General features: G+C 66.6%; 12 protein-coding genes. 3 read left to right on the forward strand and 9 right to left on the reverse strand.

Features of this window, described 5'->3' with window-relative positions; genetic code table 11:
- Positions 1 to 175: 175 nt before the first annotated feature.
- Positions 176 to 1,006, reverse strand: coding sequence for an S-formylglutathione hydrolase (fghA, locus tag ACZ1II_RS19765; protein WP_465145285.1), 831 nt, complete (start codon positions 1,004 to 1,006; stop codon positions 176 to 178).
- Positions 1,006 to 2,118, reverse strand: coding sequence for an S-(hydroxymethyl)glutathione dehydrogenase/class III alcohol dehydrogenase (locus tag ACZ1II_RS19770; protein WP_086491802.1), 1,113 nt, complete (start codon positions 2,116 to 2,118; stop codon positions 1,006 to 1,008). The genes fghA and ACZ1II_RS19770 overlap by 1 nt, the downstream gene beginning before the upstream one ends.
- An 87-nt stretch (positions 2,119 to 2,205) precedes the next feature.
- On the opposite strand from ACZ1II_RS19770, the gene ACZ1II_RS19775 reads away from it, so the two are divergent.
- Positions 2,206 to 3,102, forward strand: coding sequence for a LysR substrate-binding domain-containing protein (locus ACZ1II_RS19775; RefSeq protein WP_465145286.1), 897 nt, complete (start codon positions 2,206 to 2,208; stop codon positions 3,100 to 3,102).
- Positions 3,103 to 3,290: 188 nt separating this feature from the next.
- Here the strand turns inward: ACZ1II_RS19775 and mdoH are convergent, their stop codons facing one another.
- The 5 genes from mdoH to pobA form a co-directional block, all read right to left on the reverse strand.
- Entirely contained in the window at positions 3,291 to 5,111 is a 1,821-nt protein-coding gene (gene mdoH / locus ACZ1II_RS19780; RefSeq protein WP_465145287.1) for a glucans biosynthesis glucosyltransferase MdoH, read from the reverse strand.
- Positions 5,108 to 6,688, reverse strand: coding sequence for an OpgD/OpgG family glucan biosynthesis protein (locus ACZ1II_RS19785; RefSeq protein ID WP_465145288.1), 1,581 nt, complete (start codon positions 6,686 to 6,688; stop codon positions 5,108 to 5,110). Before ACZ1II_RS19785 ends, mdoH begins: the two co-directional genes overlap by 4 nt.
- Before the next feature lie 81 nt (positions 6,689 to 6,769).
- Complete coding sequence (locus tag ACZ1II_RS19790; RefSeq protein ID WP_465145289.1) at positions 6,770 to 7,945, reverse strand: efflux RND transporter periplasmic adaptor subunit; 1,176 nt, start codon at positions 7,943 to 7,945, stop codon at positions 6,770 to 6,772.
- A complete protein-coding gene (locus ACZ1II_RS19795) occupies positions 7,938 to 9,170 on the reverse strand; it encodes a TolC family protein (protein ID WP_465145290.1) in 1,233 nt (410 codons plus the stop codon). The genes ACZ1II_RS19790 and ACZ1II_RS19795 overlap by 8 nt, the downstream gene beginning before the upstream one ends.
- Positions 9,171 to 9,514: 344 nt before the next feature.
- Positions 9,515 to 10,684 carry a 4-hydroxybenzoate 3-monooxygenase gene (pobA, locus tag ACZ1II_RS19800; RefSeq protein ID WP_465145291.1) on the reverse strand — a complete coding sequence of 390 codons (1,170 nt, stop codon included), beginning with the start codon at positions 10,682 to 10,684 and terminating at the stop codon, positions 9,515 to 9,517.
- Between the two features lie 138 nt (positions 10,685 to 10,822).
- Between pobA and ACZ1II_RS19805 the strand changes: the two genes are divergently transcribed.
- On the forward strand, positions 10,823 to 11,686 hold the full coding sequence (locus ACZ1II_RS19805; RefSeq protein WP_465145292.1) for a helix-turn-helix domain-containing protein: 864 nt from the start codon (positions 10,823 to 10,825) through the stop codon (positions 11,684 to 11,686).
- A 217-nt stretch (positions 11,687 to 11,903) separates the two neighbouring features.
- On the opposite strand, the gene ACZ1II_RS19810 is transcribed toward ACZ1II_RS19805, so the two are convergent.
- Positions 11,904 to 16,064 (reverse strand): glycosyl hydrolase, encoded by a 4,161-nt coding sequence (locus tag ACZ1II_RS19810; RefSeq protein WP_465147348.1) that lies wholly within the window; start codon positions 16,062 to 16,064, stop codon positions 11,904 to 11,906.
- A gap of 3 nt (positions 16,065 to 16,067) precedes the next feature.
- Here ACZ1II_RS19810 and ACZ1II_RS19815 point away from each other — a divergent pair, with 3 nt between their 5' ends.
- Positions 16,068 to 16,346: a DeoR/GlpR family DNA-binding transcription regulator gene (locus tag ACZ1II_RS19815; RefSeq protein ID WP_465145293.1), complete on the forward strand. Its 279-nt coding sequence runs from the start codon at positions 16,068 to 16,070 to the stop codon at positions 16,344 to 16,346.
- A 192-nt stretch (positions 16,347 to 16,538) separates the two neighbouring features.
- Here the strand turns inward: ACZ1II_RS19815 and ACZ1II_RS19820 are convergent, their stop codons facing one another.
- Entirely contained in the window at positions 16,539 to 17,864 is a 1,326-nt protein-coding gene (locus tag ACZ1II_RS19820) for a family 1 glycosylhydrolase (RefSeq protein ID WP_465145294.1), read from the reverse strand.
- Between the last annotated feature and the right edge of the window lie 5 nt (positions 17,865 to 17,869).

Consider the following 17,869-nt stretch of genomic DNA (forward strand, 5'->3'; position numbering starts at 1 on the left):
AGCATAGCCCCCCTGCACCCCCAATACTTTCTCGGCGCGCCCCGCACTCGCGGTTGGCGCGCCGATTGCGTCGGAAGACATAAAAAGCCTGCGGCGCAGAGAGCGCACGAGGCATCTGCACGCGCAAGGTCGACATTCCGAGGGTCCGGGGGATCATCCCCCGGGTCTTCCTCTTCTACTTCAGCCTTTCCGCATGCCAGCCAACATGCTCGGCCATGAACGTCGAGATGAAGTAGTAGGAGTGATCGTAACCCTCCTGCATCCGGATCGTCGCAGGCTGCCCGGCCTTGGCGCAAGCCTCCTCCAGCAGATGCGTCTTGAGCTGGCCTTCGAGGAAGCCGTCCGCCAAGCCCTGATCCACCAGCAGGTCCGGCAGGCGAGCGCCGTCCTCGATCAGCGCGCAGGCGTCGTACTCGCGCCATGCCGCGCGGTCCGCACCGATGTAGCCCGTCAGCGCCTTCTCGCCCCAAGGGCAGTTCAGCGGCGAAACGATCGGCGCAAAGGCGCTGACCGAACGGAACCGCGAAGGATCACGCAACGCGATCGTCAGCGCGCCGTGGCCGCCCATGGAATGGCCGGTAATGCCCTGCCGCGCCATGTCGGCGGGGAAGTGCTCCGGGAGCACGGCGGGAAGCTCGGTCTCGATGTAGGAGCGCATGCGGAAATTCGCGCTCCAAGGCTCCTGCGTGGCATCGACGTAGAAACCCGCGCCCTTGCCGAAGTCATAGCCTTCGTCGTCCGGCACATCGTCGCCGCGAGGGCTAGTATCCGGCGCGACGAAGATCACGCCATGTTCGGCGCAGGCGCGGCGGAACTCGCCCTTTTCGGTGACGTTGGCGTGGGTGCAGGTCAGGCCCGAGAGATACCACAGCACCGGCAGCTTCGTGCCCGGCGCATGATCCGGCACAAAGACCGAAAAGGTCATCGGTGTGCCGGTCTCGGCGGAGGCGTGGGTGTAGACACCCTGCACCCCGCCGAAAGCCCGGTTGGTGGAGACCGTCTCCATCAGAAGACGACGACCGAACGGATCGACTTGCCTTCGTGCATCAGGTCGAAAGCGGTGTTGATCTCTTCCAGACCCATGACGTGGGTGATCATCGGGTCGATCTCGATCTTGCCGGTCATGTACATGTCGACGATCTTCGGCACGTCGGTACGGCCCTTGGCGCCGCCGAACGCGGTGCCGCGCCAGTTACGGCCGGTGACGAGCTGGAACGGGCGCGTCTCGATGGTCTTGCCCGCTTCGGCCACGCCGATCACGATCGAGGTGCCCCAGCCGCGATGGCAGGCTTCCAGCGCCGTGCGCATCACTTCGGTGTTGCCGGTGGCGTCGAAGGTGTAGTCCGCGCCGCCGTCGGTCATCAGCACGATCTTGGCGACCACGTCCTCGCGGCTCATGCCCTTGGTGTTCAGGAAGTCGGTCATGCCGAAGCGGCGGCCCCATTCCTCGCGGTCCGGGTTGATGTCCACGCCGATGATCTTGTTGGCGCCGGCGAGGCGCGCGCCCTGGATCACGTTGAGGCCGATGCCGCCAAGGCCGAAGACCACCACGTTGTCGCCCACCTGCACCTTGGCGGTGTTGATGACCGCACCGACGCCGGTGGTGACGCCGCAACCGATGTAGCAAGAGGACTGGAACGGCGCGTCTTCACGGATCTTGGCGACGGCGATTTCTGGCAGCACGGTGAAGTTCGAGAAAGTCGAGCAGCCCATGTAGTGGTAGATCGGCTGGCCCTTGTAGGAAAAGCGCGTGGTGCCGTCCGGCATCAGGCCCTTGCCCTGCGTGGCGCGGATCGCGGTGCAGAGGTTGGTCTTGCCCGAAAGGCACGACTTACACTGGCGGCATTCCGGGGTGTAGAGCGGGATCACGTGGTCGCCCGGCACCACCGAAGTCACGCCCGCGCCCACTTCGCGCACGATGCCCGCGCCTTCGTGGCCGAGCACCGACGGGAAGATGCCCTCGCTGTCGAAACCGTCCAGCGTGTAGGCATCGGTGTGGCAGATGCCGGTGGCCATGATCTCGACCAGGACTTCGCCCGCCTTGGGGCCTTCAAGATCGAGTTCGACGATTTCGAGCGGCTTCTTCGCCTCGAACGCAACGGCGGCGCGGGTCTTCATGGGGTATGCTCCTTGAACTGCTGGCACGCTTTGTAGGACCGGCGTGTTCTGTGATAAAGCGACGTTTCTGAAAAGTATTATCACCATATGGGGAAAATTATGCTCGGCCAGTGGGACGGGATCGAGGAGTTCGTGATGGTGGCGCGCCACGGCAGCTTCACCTTGGCGGCGGAGGCCTATGGCGCCAGCGTCACGCATATGAGCCGGGCACTGGCGCGGCTGGAAACACGACTGCAGGTCCAACTGATGCTGCGCACGACACGCACACTTCGATTAACGGAAACGGGCCAGATCTTCCTCGAAACCTGCCGCCGCCTGATCGAGGAGCGGGACGAGGCGATTGCCGCCATCACCTCTCAGGGCGAGCCGCACGGGCATCTCCGCGTCACTTGTTCCTACGCGCTGGGCGAGAAGTTCGTGGCACCGCTGGTGCGCGAACTGTCGCAGGCCTATCCGGCGATTTCGGTGACGCTGGACCTCGACAACGCGCTCGTCGACCTGATCGCGGCGGGATACGATCTGGCCATCCGCACCGGGCATCTCGACGATAGCCGGCTGGTGGCGACGCGCGTGGCGAGCCGCGCATTAGTCACGCTGGCCTCGCCCGCCTACCTCGATGCGCATGGACGGCCGCAGGATCTGGCAGACCTTCGGCACCACGAATGCCTCGTCGGCTCGGCGGCGCAGTGGCATTTCACCGGGGACAAGACCTTCCGCCCGCAAGGCCGCTGGCGCTGCAACAGCGGGAATGCCCTGCTGGAAGCGGCGCTGGCGGGCATGGGTCTATGCCAGTTGCCCGCCTTCTACCTTGGCGACCATGTCGCGGCGGGGCGGCTGGAGCCGGTCTTAGCGGAACTGGCGCCGGAGGAGGAGCCGATCTGGGCGGTCTATCCGCAGCGGCGGCATCTCTCGCCCAAAGTCGGCGCGCTGGTGGCGCATTTGCGCGCCAACCTGCCCGCGCGGCTGGCGGAGGCGAGTGCTTAAACCGCCTCCTCTCCAAACAAAACTCCGTCGCCCCCGCGTAGGCGGGGGCCCCGCTTCCTTCTGCGTCTTCACGCTGACGCTGCAAGAAAAAGCGGGGTCCCCGCCTACGCGGGGACGACGGCGGTTTTGTGGCTATGTTCGGCGGTTTTGTGGCTATGTTTGCTTCCGCCTATCCGGAAGCATCAAACTCACCCGATCACCAGCGGCGGCGTACCGCCCTCTTCCACATCGTCGTTGGCATGTTCGACGGGATCGTCGATCGTCGGCGCGGGGACGCGGAAGTAGCCGTGTCGCTCGGCCCGCTCGCCGATCTGCTGGCTCGACGTCAGGCTGATCAGCCAAGGCGAGGCAAGCAGGCCCAAGGTCAGCGGCGAGAGCCACAGCGCCGTCACCGGATCGATGAACACCGTCGCCGCGAAGAGCACACCGAGCGCGATATGCTCCTTGAGATCGGGCAGCACCTCGCGCACGGAAATGCGGCGGGCGTCGCGGTCCTGCGTATTCCAGTGCACCGGAATGCCGAGCGCGAGGCCGACCAGCGCCTTGACCTGCATGACCATCGTCACCGGCGCCAGCAGGATCGCCAGCGGCACTTCCAGCGCGACCGTGCGCAGCACGCCGCTGAAGCCCCCGAAGCTGCGGCGGCGCGTCCTGTCGGCGAGGACCCAGATCGTGCCCATCGCCTTCGGCCCGAACAGCAGCAGCACGGTGAGCCAGAGCACGCTCGGCGGCGTCACCACGCCGAGGATCTGCCCGCCCTTGCTAGCGGCGGCCTGCGCAATCGAAGTGATGAGCAGCAGCAGCCAGCCCGGCGAAGTCAGGTAGGCCGAAGCCCCGATCAGCAGGTGTAGGCGGCTCGCCCAGTGCAGGCCCGAGGCATCGAGCAGGCGCAGATGCTGGAGATTGCCTTGCATCCAGCGCCGGTCGCGGATCGCGTGATCGACGATGGTGGGCGGGAATTCCTCGTAGCTGCCGTCGATCATCACCATGTGCACGGCCCAGCCGCGGCGGCGCAGCAGCGCGGATTCCAGCATGTCGTGGCTGAGGATATGCCCGCCGAACGGCGGCTTGCCCGGCAGCTCCGGAAGACCGCAGGCCTCGGCGAAGGCACGGGTGCGGACGATGGCGTTATGGCCCCAGAAGTTCGATTCCGCCCCCGACCACCAGAGCAGCCCCGCCGAGGCGATCGGCCCATAGGCCTCGCTGGCGAAGCGCATCCAGCGCTGGAACACCGTCTTGGCGTTGATGATCATCGGCACGGTCTGGAGCAGGCCGATCGAGGGCCGCTCCTCCATGATCGCCGCCATGCCGATGATGGCATCGCCGCTCATCAGCGAGTCGGCATCGAGGATCAGCATGTTCTCGTAGGCACCGCCGAAACGCTGGACCCATTCGGCGATATTGCCGGGCTTGCGCGCGATGTTCTTCTCGCGGCGACGGTAATAGACAGGGATCGGCGCCTCGGCGGCGATCTCGCGCCAGGCGGCTTCCTCCCGCTTGCCGTGGAAGGCGTTGGAATCGCTGAGGACGAAGAAGTCGATCCACTCCGCCGCGCCCGCTGCCGCGATGGAATTGGTCATCGCCCGGACGCGGCCGAAGGTCGCCTCGACGCTCTCGTTGTAGACCGGCATCAGCACGGCGGTGCGGTGCCGCAGCGAGGAGGCCGGGCTGGGGATCGCGGTGAAGCCGGGATGCTTGCCGCTGATAAGCTGGAGGAAACCGATCGTCGAGGTGACGAAACCGAAGGAAATCCAGCAGAACAGCGGCACGAAGAACAGCAGCAGGATCACGTCTATCACGCCGAGACCGTCGCGCGACAGGGCGAAACGCACTTCGCTCGACGCGGCAAGGCCGATCGTGGCGGTCAGCGCGATCAGCAGCAGGCGCTTCACCAGCATGCCATGCGGGCTGGTTTTCACGGCGATGGTGCCGGGCGCGATACCGTCGAGGTCCTGGATCGGCATCGCCAGCGGCGCTTCCGCCGGAAGCGGGTTGAGGGCGCGGTTCATGGCTGAATTCCCTGGATCACCGTCTCGCTGAGCGCCTGGTCGCCCTCCGATTTACTGGCCCGTTTTATATATAACCTGAATTCGGGCGAAGGCACAGCCGAGGGCAGCACATCCAGCGTCACGCGCCAGCGGCCCTCCTGTCCGGCCACCGGATAGGCTGCGGAATGGAGCAGCGCCTTGGGCGGCAGGTTGGTCGCCGCCATGACCCCGCTGTCGCGGGTAAGCCCCTTCAGCGCCGCGCCTTCGAAATCGAACACGAACTTGCGCGCTTCCTGCGAAGTCGGCGTGTCGCCCGGTCGTCCGGCCCGGCCCTGCCAACTATCCACGCAGCGCGCCGCCGTACCGGCGCTGGGGTCCTGCGAGGTCCAGGTGAGGCGATAGGCGAACTCGCGGCTCTGCCCGGCCTTGGCGGGCTGGTCCGATACCCAGAAGGCGGCGATATTGTCCTGCGTCTCGGCGTCGGTGGGCATGCGGTAGAGCATGACCGTGCCCGTGCCCCAGTCCCCCTGCGGCTCGACCCAGAGCGAAGGGCGGCGGTCGTAGAAGGCACCGTCGTCCTGATAGTGGTCGAACGTCTGGTCGCGCTGGAGCAGCCCGAAAGCCTTCACATGATCGGCACGCAAGGCATTGGTGCGGTTCACCGAGGGGTTGGCGAGCGGCATCCAGATGCGCTCGCCATTGCCCGGCCACAGGGCGAGACCATCGGAATCGTGGATTTCCGGACGCCAGTCGGTGCGTTTGGCGGGGTCGGACTGGTCGTACCAGAACATGCTGGTGATCGGCGCGGCGCCAAGGCGTTCGATATCACGGCGGAAGAACAGCGCCGCGCGCACGTCCTGCGTCACGCCCGCTGCCGACTTGCGGCAGTCGAAGGCATAGGCGCCGGTCACGCTCGGCCCGTCGAGCAGCGCGTGGATGCGCACATGATCGCCGCCGAGGTTTTCGATCCAGAACTCGGTGAAGGCGGGAAATTCTTCCGCCTTGGGCAGTGCGGTGTCGACGGCGATGCCGCGCGCCGACAGCCCGTACTGGTCGCGCGAACCGGACGCGCGGAAATAGGAAGCGCCGAGATAGGCCATCCAGTCCGAGTGCTGGTCGGCAGTCATGACCCGGAACCCCGCCGGATCGCCCTGCTTGCCGCCCACGAAGAGGCCGCGCGCATCGACAAGCTCGCGCGCCGCGCCGTTCTCGACGAGATGCAGCTTCACCGCATGGGGCGAGGTGCCGCGCGTGGTCGGGAACAGGCGGACATTACCGCCGAGCGCCTGCGCCTGCCCATATGTCAGCCTACCCGCCGCATCGAAATCGGCGGCAGCATGGGGCGAGGTCGTCGGCTCGGCCCAGTGACGCCCGGCAAGCGCGCGCGCCTGCTGGACCAGCGTATCCCAGGAAAACGGCGTGGGCGCGGCAAATTTCGGCTGCACGGCGGCCTCGGCCATGCGCGGGAAAGCGGCAAGCCCGGCCATCAGGGCCAGCAAGCCCGAAAATTCGCGCCGGGCGAGTGATTGCTGCGAGACGGGAAGATCGGCCTCAATCGCCGTATCCGGGCTCTCGCCCCTCATGTTCGTTCGGTTCATGCGGTCAATACGCATAGACGAAACCAAAGTTTCGTTGCGCAAGAAGGGTCCTTCTATTGTCGGGCGCAATCACCGGCCCTGTCACCGGGCAGGCGGATTGCGCCAGCCGATGATCACTTCGTCACCGGGCTTGAGATCGTTGGCGAAGACTTCCGTGCGTTTGCCGTCGCCTGCGCCTGTCGAAACATAGACGCGGCGCGGCTCTCCGTCCGGCGAAACGAGATAAATGCGCGCCCGGCTGCGGTCGGCCGAGTTCTCCGGATCGAAAGTGAGCGCGGAATCCGGCACCAGCATCACCCCCTTGCGCGCGGGCAGGGCGATTTCGACCGTGGCGGCCATGCCCGGACGGACCGTTTCCGCCGGATTTTCGAGCGTGAAAGCGGCGCGGCGCGATCCCGGCGCATCGGCGCGGTCCAGCAGGACGCGGGCGAGCGTGGCCTGCTGAACGGTATCCGGCATCGCATCCAACCGCACGCGGGCTACGGTGCCGGTACCGATCTCGGCATTGCCTGCCTTGGCCAGCGGAATCTCGATCTCCAGCGTCTCGTCGCTGGCGGCCAGCGTGAACAGGCGCATCCCGGAGCGAACGCGCTGCCCGGTGCTGATGTTGCGATCCACCACGAAGCCCGCGAAAGGCGCGCGCACGACGGCGGCGGCCAGTTTCTCGCTATCGGCCTTGAGACCGCTCTGCGCCGCCGCAAGACGCGCCTGCGCCGCAGCAACCTCGCGCGTCGCCCGATCGACGGCGCTGCGGGCGCTTTCCAGCTCGTTGACCGCCGGGACCCGGTGCCCGGAACGGCGCCAGACATCCTCGAACCGGCCCAACTTCGCCGCCGCCTCGTCCCGCGAAGCCCGCGCCGCGGCAAGCTCGGATTCCGCTGCCGAGACCAGCGAACGGTCTGCAGAAAGCGTGCTGCGCAGCGGCTCGGCATCGATCGTGGCGAGCACTTGCCCTTCCTCCACGCGCCCGCCCGCCGGAACGCCTTCCGCCGTGACGGTGCCGTCCAGCGTCGCCGTCAGGCCGACTTCGCCGCTGCCGTGAATCGTTCCCTGCTCCGAGATCAGCGGCACCACATCGCCGCGCTCGACCAGAGCCGTGTAATAAGGCGAATCCGTGCCGCTCAGGAACCGGACCAGCAGCATCACCGAGGCGACCGCCGCCAATGCCAGCAGCAGCCAGCTGAGCAAGTGCCCCCTGCCCCGCCGTTTTCCGGACCCCAGGAATGTATCGAGTGCCCCCGATTCGGCTTCAGTCACAGGTCGCAGCCCCCATCGGCGGATCGAGATCGGCAGCCGACCAGCCGGCGCCCTCCTGCTTGTGCAGGCGAACGGTCATCGCCGCGCGGTCCGCCTTCATGCCGACGCGCGCTTCCTCCGCCGCCAGCGCCGCCGCTTCGGCGACATAGAGCGTGGCGAAATCGCCGAATCCCGCCCGATAGGCCGCGCGCGCATCGGTAACGGCGCGCTTCGCCTGGGCGGCGGTATCCGCCAGCGCGGCCTCGCGCTTGTCGAAGGCGGCAAGCGCCTCGCGAGTCGAGGCGACTTCGGCGCGCGCGCCTTCATCCGCCTTCGCCAGCTTCTGCAAGGCATCGCGCAGCGCCTGCGGCGTCGCGGGGTCCTCCGGCGCGGCCAGAGCGGCATCGAGCTGGGCCTGCGTCACTTTTTCATGCGCGAGGCTGGATTCGAGACGGCTGCGCAGCGCCAGAAGATCGGCGCGGTGCAATTGCGCAGGCGCATCGACGGCAAAAACGGGAATATCCGCCTTTTCGCCGAGCGCAGTGAGCAGATCGGTGTCGCTCATGCCAGTCTGCGCCGAAAGCGCCGCCCGCGCGGCATCGTAACGCGCGCGGGTGGCAGCAACATCGGCATCGACCACGCCCGCCATGCTGTTGCCAAGTCCCCCGTCGATCGCGGTGACGAGACCGGCCTGACGGCGGAACTCGGCGATCACCGCATTGTCGCGGAACTGGTCCAGCCGCTGGGTCCGCAGCATCAGAATCTGCTGAAGACGGCGCACCTGCACATAGGCCAGCGCCACTTCGCTCGCGCGGTCGGCACGCGCCTGCGCATAAGCATAAGCCCAGGCCATCCGCGCCGCATCGCGCTCCGGCGCCTCGTCCTTGCCGACCAGCGCGCGGACCTTGCCCGCAAGCCGCCGCGAGGCCGCCGCGTCAGTCTCTTCCTGCTCGTGCAGACGCGCCGCGCGGCAGGCGAGATCGTTGTCAGCCGCGATCCCCCGCTCGATCAGATTGGCCAGCAGCGGATCGCCCGCCGCCTTCCACCAGTCGCCATCCTGCGGCGCGGCCACGGGCGGGGCGATCGTCAGGCTGGCATGGGTCTCGGGCGCCTTGGACGTGGCGCACCCGGCCAGTACGCAGGCAAGCGCCAGCGCCATGGGACCGCTCGCGCGGCGAAGGGCAACAGGATTTCGCACAAGGGCTGCGATAGCAGCAAAGCGCGCCGAGGCAATCATGCTGCGCATGCGAAGCCCCCAAGTTCTTGCCGGAGTGACGAAAAACGCACCCACAGCCGCCTGCTGGCCGCTTCCCGATCCATGTCCCGTATCCCCTCGCTCTATTCCGGTCGAACGGTGCCGAAACGCACGGAAGCGCCGAGAGTGTCGTAAAGAAAAAGAAAAAGCAGGGGATCATAGACCCCCTGCACCCCCATTACTGTCTAGGTCACGCGGACCAACGCCGTTGCGCGCCCACGGCGGCGTCGGGAGACTTAATGGCTGCGCCGCAAGGAGCGCACTTCGGATAGGCGGCGCGCAGCGTAGACATTTAGAGGGTCTGGGGGATCATCCCCCAGGACTTCACTCTTCCTTTAAACCGGCAACCCCACATAATTCTCGGCAATAACCCGCCGCGCATGTTCGCTCGACGCGATGTAATCGAGTTCCGCCAGCTGCATCCGGCGCTCGAACGGGCCGTCCTCGGGGAAGCGGTGCATCAGCTTGGTCAGCGACCAGCTGAAGCGTTCCGCCGCCCAGACGCGGCGCAGGGCCTTGGTCGAATAGGCCGGGATCGCGTCGTTATCGACGTTCCTGAAGAAGGCGGTCAGGGCTTCGTGGGCGTAGTAGACGTCGCTGGCGGCGAGGTTCAGGCCCTTGGCGCCGGTCGGCGGGACGATATGCGCGGCATCGCCGCAGAGCAGCAGGCTGCCGTGGCGCATCGGTTCGAACACGAAGGAGCGCAGCGGGGCGATCGACTTCTCGATGGAAGGGCCGCGCGTGATATGGGCGGCGGCGTCGGGACCGAGGCGGATCGAGAGTTCGTCCCAGATGCGCTCGTCGCTCCAGTCTTCCAGTTTTTCGGTCAGCGGCACGTCGATGTAATAGCGGCTGCGGGTGTGGCTGCGCTGCGAGGCGAGCGCGAAGCCGCGTTCATGGTGCGCATAGATCAGTTCGTGGTTGCAGGGCGGCACGTCGGCGAGGATGCCGAGCCAGCCGAAGGGATAGACACGCTCGAAAGTCTGGCCGACGCTGGCGGGGATCGCCTGACGCGAAGGACCGTGGAAGCCGTCGCAGCCGACGATGAAGCGGGCGTCGATGCGGCGCTCGGCGCCGCCCTTGGTGTAAGTGACGTAGGGCGCGTCGCTCTCGATGTCGTGGAGGGCGACGTCGGCGGCCTGATAGATCACTTCAAGGCCGCGTTCCTCGCTCGCTTCCATGAGGTCGCGGGTCAATTCGGTCTGGCCGTAGACCATGACCTGCTTGCCGGTCAGCGCCTTGATGTCGATGCGGATCAGGCGCTCGCCGTCGGCGAGGTTGAAGCCGTCGTGGGGCAAGCCTTCGGCCTTCATGCGCGCATCGAGGCCGAGGCGCTCCATCAGCGCGACGGTGCCCTGCTCCAGCACGCCCGCGCGGATGCGGGAAAGGACGTATTCGCCGGTCTGGCGCTCGACGACGACGCAGTCGATACCCTCGGCGCGGAGCATGTGCCCGAGGAGCAGACCGGCCGGACCGGCACCGATGATGGCTACTTGCGTGCGCACTTTCGCATTCTCCCAATTCCAGACATGCGGGCTCACGCTTCGCTGATCGGGGAGCCTCGCTTCGCCTTGGGATTGACACTGCACGCGGTCTGGCGGAATGCACCGGACGGCCATTCTTCCGGTACTTTCGAGACACGCATGACACTTGCCCGGCCCGTCCCCTCCTATGTCCTCTACGGCGAGGATATTCCGGACAGCTCTCCGGAATTCGGGCATATCGAGACGATCGCTGCACGAAGCTCCTTGCATGACTGGGAAATCGCGCCGCATCGCCATGTCCGCGGCGTGCAGGTCATGCTGGTATCGAAGGGACAGGTGACGCTCACCATCGATGACAGGACCGAAACGCTGGAAGCGCCCTGCCATATCGTGATTCCGGCGGGCAGCATCCACGGCTTCCGCTTCCGGCCGGAGACGCTGGGCTATGTGCTGATGCTCAGCAGCGGTTTCGCGGAGCGGCGCAGCACCCCCGGCGACCCGCTACTCCACGCCGCCACCCATGGCCGCTTCGCACTGACGTCGGTGGAAATACTCTCGCGGGTCGAATTCCTCTGTGCGGAAATGCTCGCCATTCCGCAGGACTGGCGGCGCCCGAACGCGCTGTTCCTGTCCATGGCCGAAGCGCTGCTGCGCTCGCTGCTGCCGGAAGAGGGGGCCGCCGACGAAGGCAGCGGCGACCAGCGCATCTCGCACCTCCGCCACCTTGTCGAACTGCACTTTCGCGACCAGCTGCCGGTGGGCTGGTACGCCGAGCGGCTGGGCATGACGGCCCGCACCCTCACCCGCCTGTGCCGCGCGAAACTGGACTGCTCGCCGCAGGAACTGCTCCATGCGCGGCTGGCGCTGGAGGCGCAGCGGCTGCTGTGCTTCGCCAATGCCAGCGTGGTGCAGGTTTCGAACGAACTGGGCTTTTCCGATCCCTCGTATTTCTCGCGGTTCTACCTGCGGATGACGGGGCATCGGCCGCATCTGGACAAGTCCACCCATGCGCAGGGGGAGTAGAAGGGGGAAGGGAAGAAGCAGGGGATCATAGACCCCCTGCACCCCCATTACTGTCTAGGTCACGCGGACCAACGCCGTTACGCGCCCATGGTGGCGTCGGGAGACTTAATGGCTGCGCCGCAGGGAGCGCACTACGGATAGGTGGCGCGCGGCGCTGACATTCAGAGGGTCTGGGGGATCTCCTGAGCTTGTCGAAGGGCCCCAGGATTTCCTCTTCTTACTTCCCCAAAGTAACCGGCCCGATCAGCCCCGAGGGCCTCAGCGGCGCATCGGCACGATAAGTCGGCATGGCCGTCCAGGTGATCGGTTTCGCGCCCGGTTGAGCATCCCCGACCAGACGGTTGACCCAGAGGTTGGCCACCTTCACCTCGATGGTGTTCACGCCGCCCTTCACGGCCTTGCCCACATCGATCCGGTAAGGCGCGTGCCAGACCGCGCCGACCGGCTTGCCGTTCACCGTGACTTCCGCCAGATCGCCCACCTGCCCGAGATCGAGCCAGAGCGGCTGTCCGGCCTTGCCCCCCTTGGGCAGGGTGAAGCTGCGCGAATACGTCGCCTCGCCGGAAAAGTACTTCACGCCTGCATCGGCGTTCCGTTCGAGCGGGGCCAGCTTCGCCATGTCGATAGAGGCCGGGGCGCCGCGATCGGCCTGGAAGCGCACGGTCCAGCTATCGTCGAGTGAGGCCAGCGTCTGTACCGGCTTGGTCGTCAACGTGAGGCTCTGCTTCGTTGCAGCCTTGCGGAATACCACGAAGACCGCATCATCCTCGATCAGTGACAGCGGCACGACCGTCTCGCCGTTCTCGATGCGGTAGCTGACCGGCTCGCTGGTGCCGGTTTCGGCGTGCCAGAGTTCGGGCACCTTGCCGGTCACGCGGAAGTGCGCCTCGATGGTCTGCGGACCTTGCGGGTTGGAGAGATAGTAGATCTCGCCCTGCCCGTCGCGGCGGTGGACGAAGGGGATTTTCGCGCCCGCTTCCGCCCCGGTGAAGCGGAAGTCCGGGGCGGCGCCGATAGCCCCCAGCGCGCCTTCCACATCCTTGCCCGCAATCACCCGGCCCTTGCCGACAGTCGCGTCACCGCTGCCCGGCCAGAGCTTCACCACCAGCGCCGACCACTCGGCGTCCTGCGCGCCCATCATGCTGGGTGTGGCAACCGGCGCATCGCCGATCACCGTCGCGCCGCCTTCGACAAGCGCCGCCAACTTCTTCAGCGCTCCCAAGGTCATGCGCTGCGAGGAACCGCCGAGGTAGATCGCCCGGTAGCGCGCGCCGCTGGGCGCGACCACTTCGTTACCGTCGTTCGACAGCAGGCCGGTCAGCGCATCGTAGCTCAGGAAATCATAGGCATGGGAGACCGGCGCATCGGCCACCGGCTTGTCGCCGTAGAGTCCGGTCAGCGGCGCTTCCTCGCCGTAGAAGTAGGCGACATCGGCCACGTTCCGCCCCGCCTGAAGCAGCAGCGAGGAGCGGGAGATATAGTCCACCCAGGGCTTCGCCATCTCGCCCCAGCTTTCCATCCGGTTGAAATACTGGCCAAAGATGAACAGCGAGAGGCCCGGCTTCTTGTCGTCCACCGGCACATGGACCGAAGTGTGGACCACCGGACGGTTGACGCCGTTGACGAACTCCATGTCGATCACGCGCTTCAGGTCCTTGGGCGCAAAGGCCCAGGGCGACATCGAGGCAGTCATCGATTCCGCCGCGACAAGGTTCTGGCCGTAGAGGTGCGCGACCGAGGCCGCGCCCTTCATGTCGGCGATCAGGGTCTGGCGCGGGCCTTCCTCGCGGAAGGTCCACATGGCGGCCATCGGAATGTCCGTATGGCTGCGCATGGTCATGTCGTCGCCCAGCATCGGGCGCTTGTCTTCCAGCGCCTCTCCATAGAGCTTCAGCCCGTTTTCGTGGGCGACCCTGGCAACGGTGCCGTAGTGCTCGCTGGCCAGCAGGTCGGCCAAAGTGCGACGGTAATCGTAGAGGAACTTGTCCGCTTCTTCGCGCGTGCCGACCAGCACGCCCGCCAGCGTCGGCAACCAAGGCCGCGCGTCATAGCCGCGCAGGCGCTGGAACTGCTCCAGCATCTTCGGCGTCCAGTTCGCCTCACCCACCTCGATCGAATCGGTCAGCAGCGCGCGCACGCCGCGCTGGCCGATCATGTCCGGCCCGGCGGCCTCCTTGTACATGCCGATATAGTGGTCGAGATAGCGGCGCACGGCATCGCCATCGAACTTGTCCACCTCAAGCCCGGTCGCCTCGGGCGGCGCGGGGTGGTTGGTGGTGCCGAGCAGCGAATAGCCCATGCGCAGCACCCGCCAGCGCTGGCCCTTGGGCAGCGCCGGGGCCTGCCAGTCGAGCGTGCCATCGGCTTTCAGCTTGCCGGTGAGATCGATGACGCTGGCGGGCGCAACGCCCTCGGCGCCGTCCTTGGGTTCTTCCAGCGCGTAGTAATCGCGGCTCATCACGAAACCGGCCTTGGTTTCGAAGCGGTCCACCCTCGCCCCGGCATCGAGCGCGAAGGTGCCGACGATCAGCGGCTTCTTCGCCAGCATCGCCCCGACGCCGTCGAACAACCCGCCCATGGCAATGCCCGGCGCGGGCGAGCCGAGGCCGCCGTCGGGCTTGCGCGCTTCCAGCACCAGCCGGAAATGCGCGGCGGTGACAGCGGGGAAGCTGACCGTGGTGGGCACGGTGCCCAGCGTCAGCGTCGCGATCCGCGTCCATGCCTTGCCGTCCGCGCTCGATTCCAGCGCGCCGGTGAAGGCCGCTCCGGCGAAGGGGATCACCACATCGGGCACGAAGACCGTAGCCGAACCGATCTTTGCGGGCGTGGCATAATCGAGCCGCAGGCTGGGCGTCTCGCCCTCCTTGCGGGCCAGCGTGACACCCTTGTTCAGATCCGCGTCGAACAGCGCCGCTGCCGAAAGCGCATTGCCAAGCCCGTCGACGGCGCGCGGCAACGCGGCGGCAGGCGCCACGGTTTCGGGGAAGGCAAAAACGCCGACTTCGCCGTAATACGAAGGGCCGGGAGGCGCGGGATGGCCGGAAATCATCTCCTCGATGGAGAGCGCGGGCGCGAGGCTCTGGTAAGGGCCGGTCTGCACCGGCGGCGCGGTCAGCTTGCCGGAGAAGCGCTGCCCGGCAGGCACCGCAGTCTCGGACCACACCAGCTTCTTGAGGCCGTCCTGCGGCTGCACCCACGGCCCGCCGGTTTCGGACCAACCGGGGGAAGAGGCGATGGCGAGTTCCAGCCCCTGCCGGTCCGCCTCATGCGCGGCGAAGCGGAAGGCATCCTTCCACTCGGGCGTCATGTAGACGAGGCGGTGATCTACCACTTGCGGGGTCTGGAGATTGGCGTCGAAATTCTGGAGACCGCCGATGCCGACGCGCTTCATCCACGCCATGTCCTTGGCGATGCCGTCCTTGGAGATATTGCCGTTCATCCAGTGCCACCAGACGCGCGGACGGGCGGAGTTCGGCGGATCGCGGAACTGTTCTTCCAGCGGAGCGGCTGAGGTATCGGTGTTGGCGGCAGGTGCCTGCTCCTGCGCGATGGCAGGAACGGCAACAAGTGCGGTGGCAGCGCACAGCAGAGTGCGCAGCGTATGGATCGGCATAATCCCTCCTGGATCCAGATGGTTGTTTTTGGCGCAGTGGCCATGCCGGGAGGGCTTTTGCCCTTCCCGGCGGCAGTTCAGGTATTGGTGAGTATCAGACGATCCCGGCGCCGAGGCCCACGGCCTTGGTTCCTGCGTCTTGCGGTCGCGCCAGCGGCTTTCGCGGTAGACGCCCAGCACGTCCGCCGCGCCGCCCGCTTCTACGCGCGCCTTGGCGAGGATCGGGCCGACATCAACGTTGTAGGCCCGGCGCAGCGCCTGGAAGGCCATCATTGTGTCGTTGGCTTCCTGAGCCAGATGCAGCGCCTCGCGGTCGACCAGCAGCGCCTTGTAATCGCGCACCTTGTCCCAGGGAAAATGCGGCGAGACGCGCGGGGTCAGGCGCGAAAGCTGGTTGATGACGGCGCAGTCCTGCAGCTTTTCGTGAATGTTGGTCGGCTCGCCGGCCAGCGGGAACTTGGCGAAGCGGGTGCCGCCCCAGATTTCCTGCGTCGCCGCCTCGTCGCCCGAGCTGGCCGCCAGCGCGATGATCGCATCGGGGTGAACGTGATCGACATGGGCGAAAGGCAGCAGCGAGTGCAGCGGCGTGTCGATAGAGGCAGCCCGCGCGTTCAGGTTGAAGGTGCAGTGCGGCAGATAGCCGACCATCTTGTCGTCGTCTTCCGGCCCGGCATAGTGCGCCTCAAGGCCGAGCAGCTTGTCCTGATAGAGCGGGTGCAGGCGCCCAGCGAACAGAACATCGTCCTCGCACCCGCGGGCGAGGATTCGATGCCGCGCTTCCACGCGCCCAAGCTGTTCATGGGCGCGGCGGCGGTGGGACCTCAGGGGGTGATGCAGCAGGATGTGATCCTCGTCGCCCCCGAGCGCCGGTTCATGGACCGGGCGGAGGAAGTCGTGTTGCTCGTGGACAGCTCGAAGTTGCGCTCTTCGTCGGGCGCGATCGTCTGCGGGCTGGATGAGGTGGATACGATCGTTACCGATGCCGGGATTCCGCAGGATATGGCGGATCGGTTGCGGGACCTTGGGGTTAAGGTGATTATCGCCTGAAGATAGGAAGAAGTCCTGGGGGATGATCCCCCAGACCCTCGAAATGTCGACCTGGCGCCCAGCCTCTCCGTTGTGCGCTCTTTGCGGCGCAGCCATTAGGTCTCCCGACGCGGCCATGAGCGCACGACGCTGTTGGTCCGCCTGACCTAGACGGTAATGGGGGTGTTGCCCCCCTGCTTTTCCTCTTCCCACTTAAAGCGAATTCCGCCTGGCAATCCCTCCCAGCACCGAAGCACTCGGCTTGGGCGTCCGCGCAAACGTCGTGCGGTCCACGCTGCACAAGCCGAAGCGCGGCTTGTAGCCGAAGATCCACTCGTAGTTGTCCAGCAGCGACCAGTGCATGTAGCCGAGCACCGGCACCCCGTCGTCCATGGCCTGCTTCAGCCCTTCCAGCGCCGACGGAATGAACCGGGCGCGCAAGCTGTCGTCCTCGGTGCCGACGCCGTGTTCGGAGACGAGGATCGGGACCTTCGTGGCCGCGTGGACGTAGCGCACCGCGCCTGCCAGCGAGGGCGCCCAGACTTCGGTGCCGGACCAGTTGCGGTCGGCGCTGTCGGGCGCGGGCAGACGGCCCTTGTCGTTCCAGACCGCGCGCTCGTAGTTCTGCACGCCGATGAAGTCGTCGCCCTTGGCGATCTCCAGCCAGCCGCCGTAGAGTTCGGCCCGCACCTTGTCGCGCATGGAGTTCTTGCCCGATGCCTGGTCGTCCAGCACCGAGAGCGTGAAGCCCACAGGCAGGTCTCCGCGCACCGCCTTGATCGCGGCGCGCGCGGCCTTGTGTCCGGCCATCTGGCCTGCGACGATGGCATCGACATCCTCGCGCCCGGCGACATTGGCGCAGAGGAAACGCTCGACGCCGAGGCGCTTGCCCGCGGCGGCGAGCGTCTCGCGCTGCATGTCCCAGACCGGCGGCGGCAGGATGTTCTTGAGGATGAGCAGGATGTTCGGCTCGTTCAGCGTCATGGCCATGGCGATGCCGGCGCCGATGGCGCGGGCCACCCTGTCGCAGTAGCGGGCAAACAGCTGCGCCGAGTCCGGGTTGGCCCAGCCCCCTTGCGCGCTGAACCAGCGCGGCGCGGTGAAGTGGTTGAACGTCACCAGCGGCGTCAACCCGCGCGCGTGGCAGCCTTCGACGATGCGCTTGTAGTGGTCGAGCATGGCCTGCGAGAACAGGCCCTTCTCCGGCTCGATCCGCGCCCATTCCACGCCGAAGCGGTAGGATGTGAGGCCGAGCGACTTCACGATGTCGAGGTCGGTCGCCCAGAGCTCGAGGCTGTTCACCGCATCGCCCGAAGGCTCGGCAAAAACGGTCGGCTTCTGGTTTTCGACGAACCAGAGGTCGGAGGCGGTGTTGTTGCCCTCGATCTGGTGCGGCGCGGTGGCGGCGCCCCAGAGGAAGCCCTTGGGGAAGGCCGGGTTCGGGCGTTTCGTCGCAGCATGCGCCATGACCGGCGCTGCGGCGGCGAGTGCTCCTGCCGCGAGCAGGCTTCGGCGGTCGAGATTTGCGATCTTGGTCATCGGAC

It is taken from the genome of Novosphingobium sp. BL-S-20 (assembly GCF_055521635.1).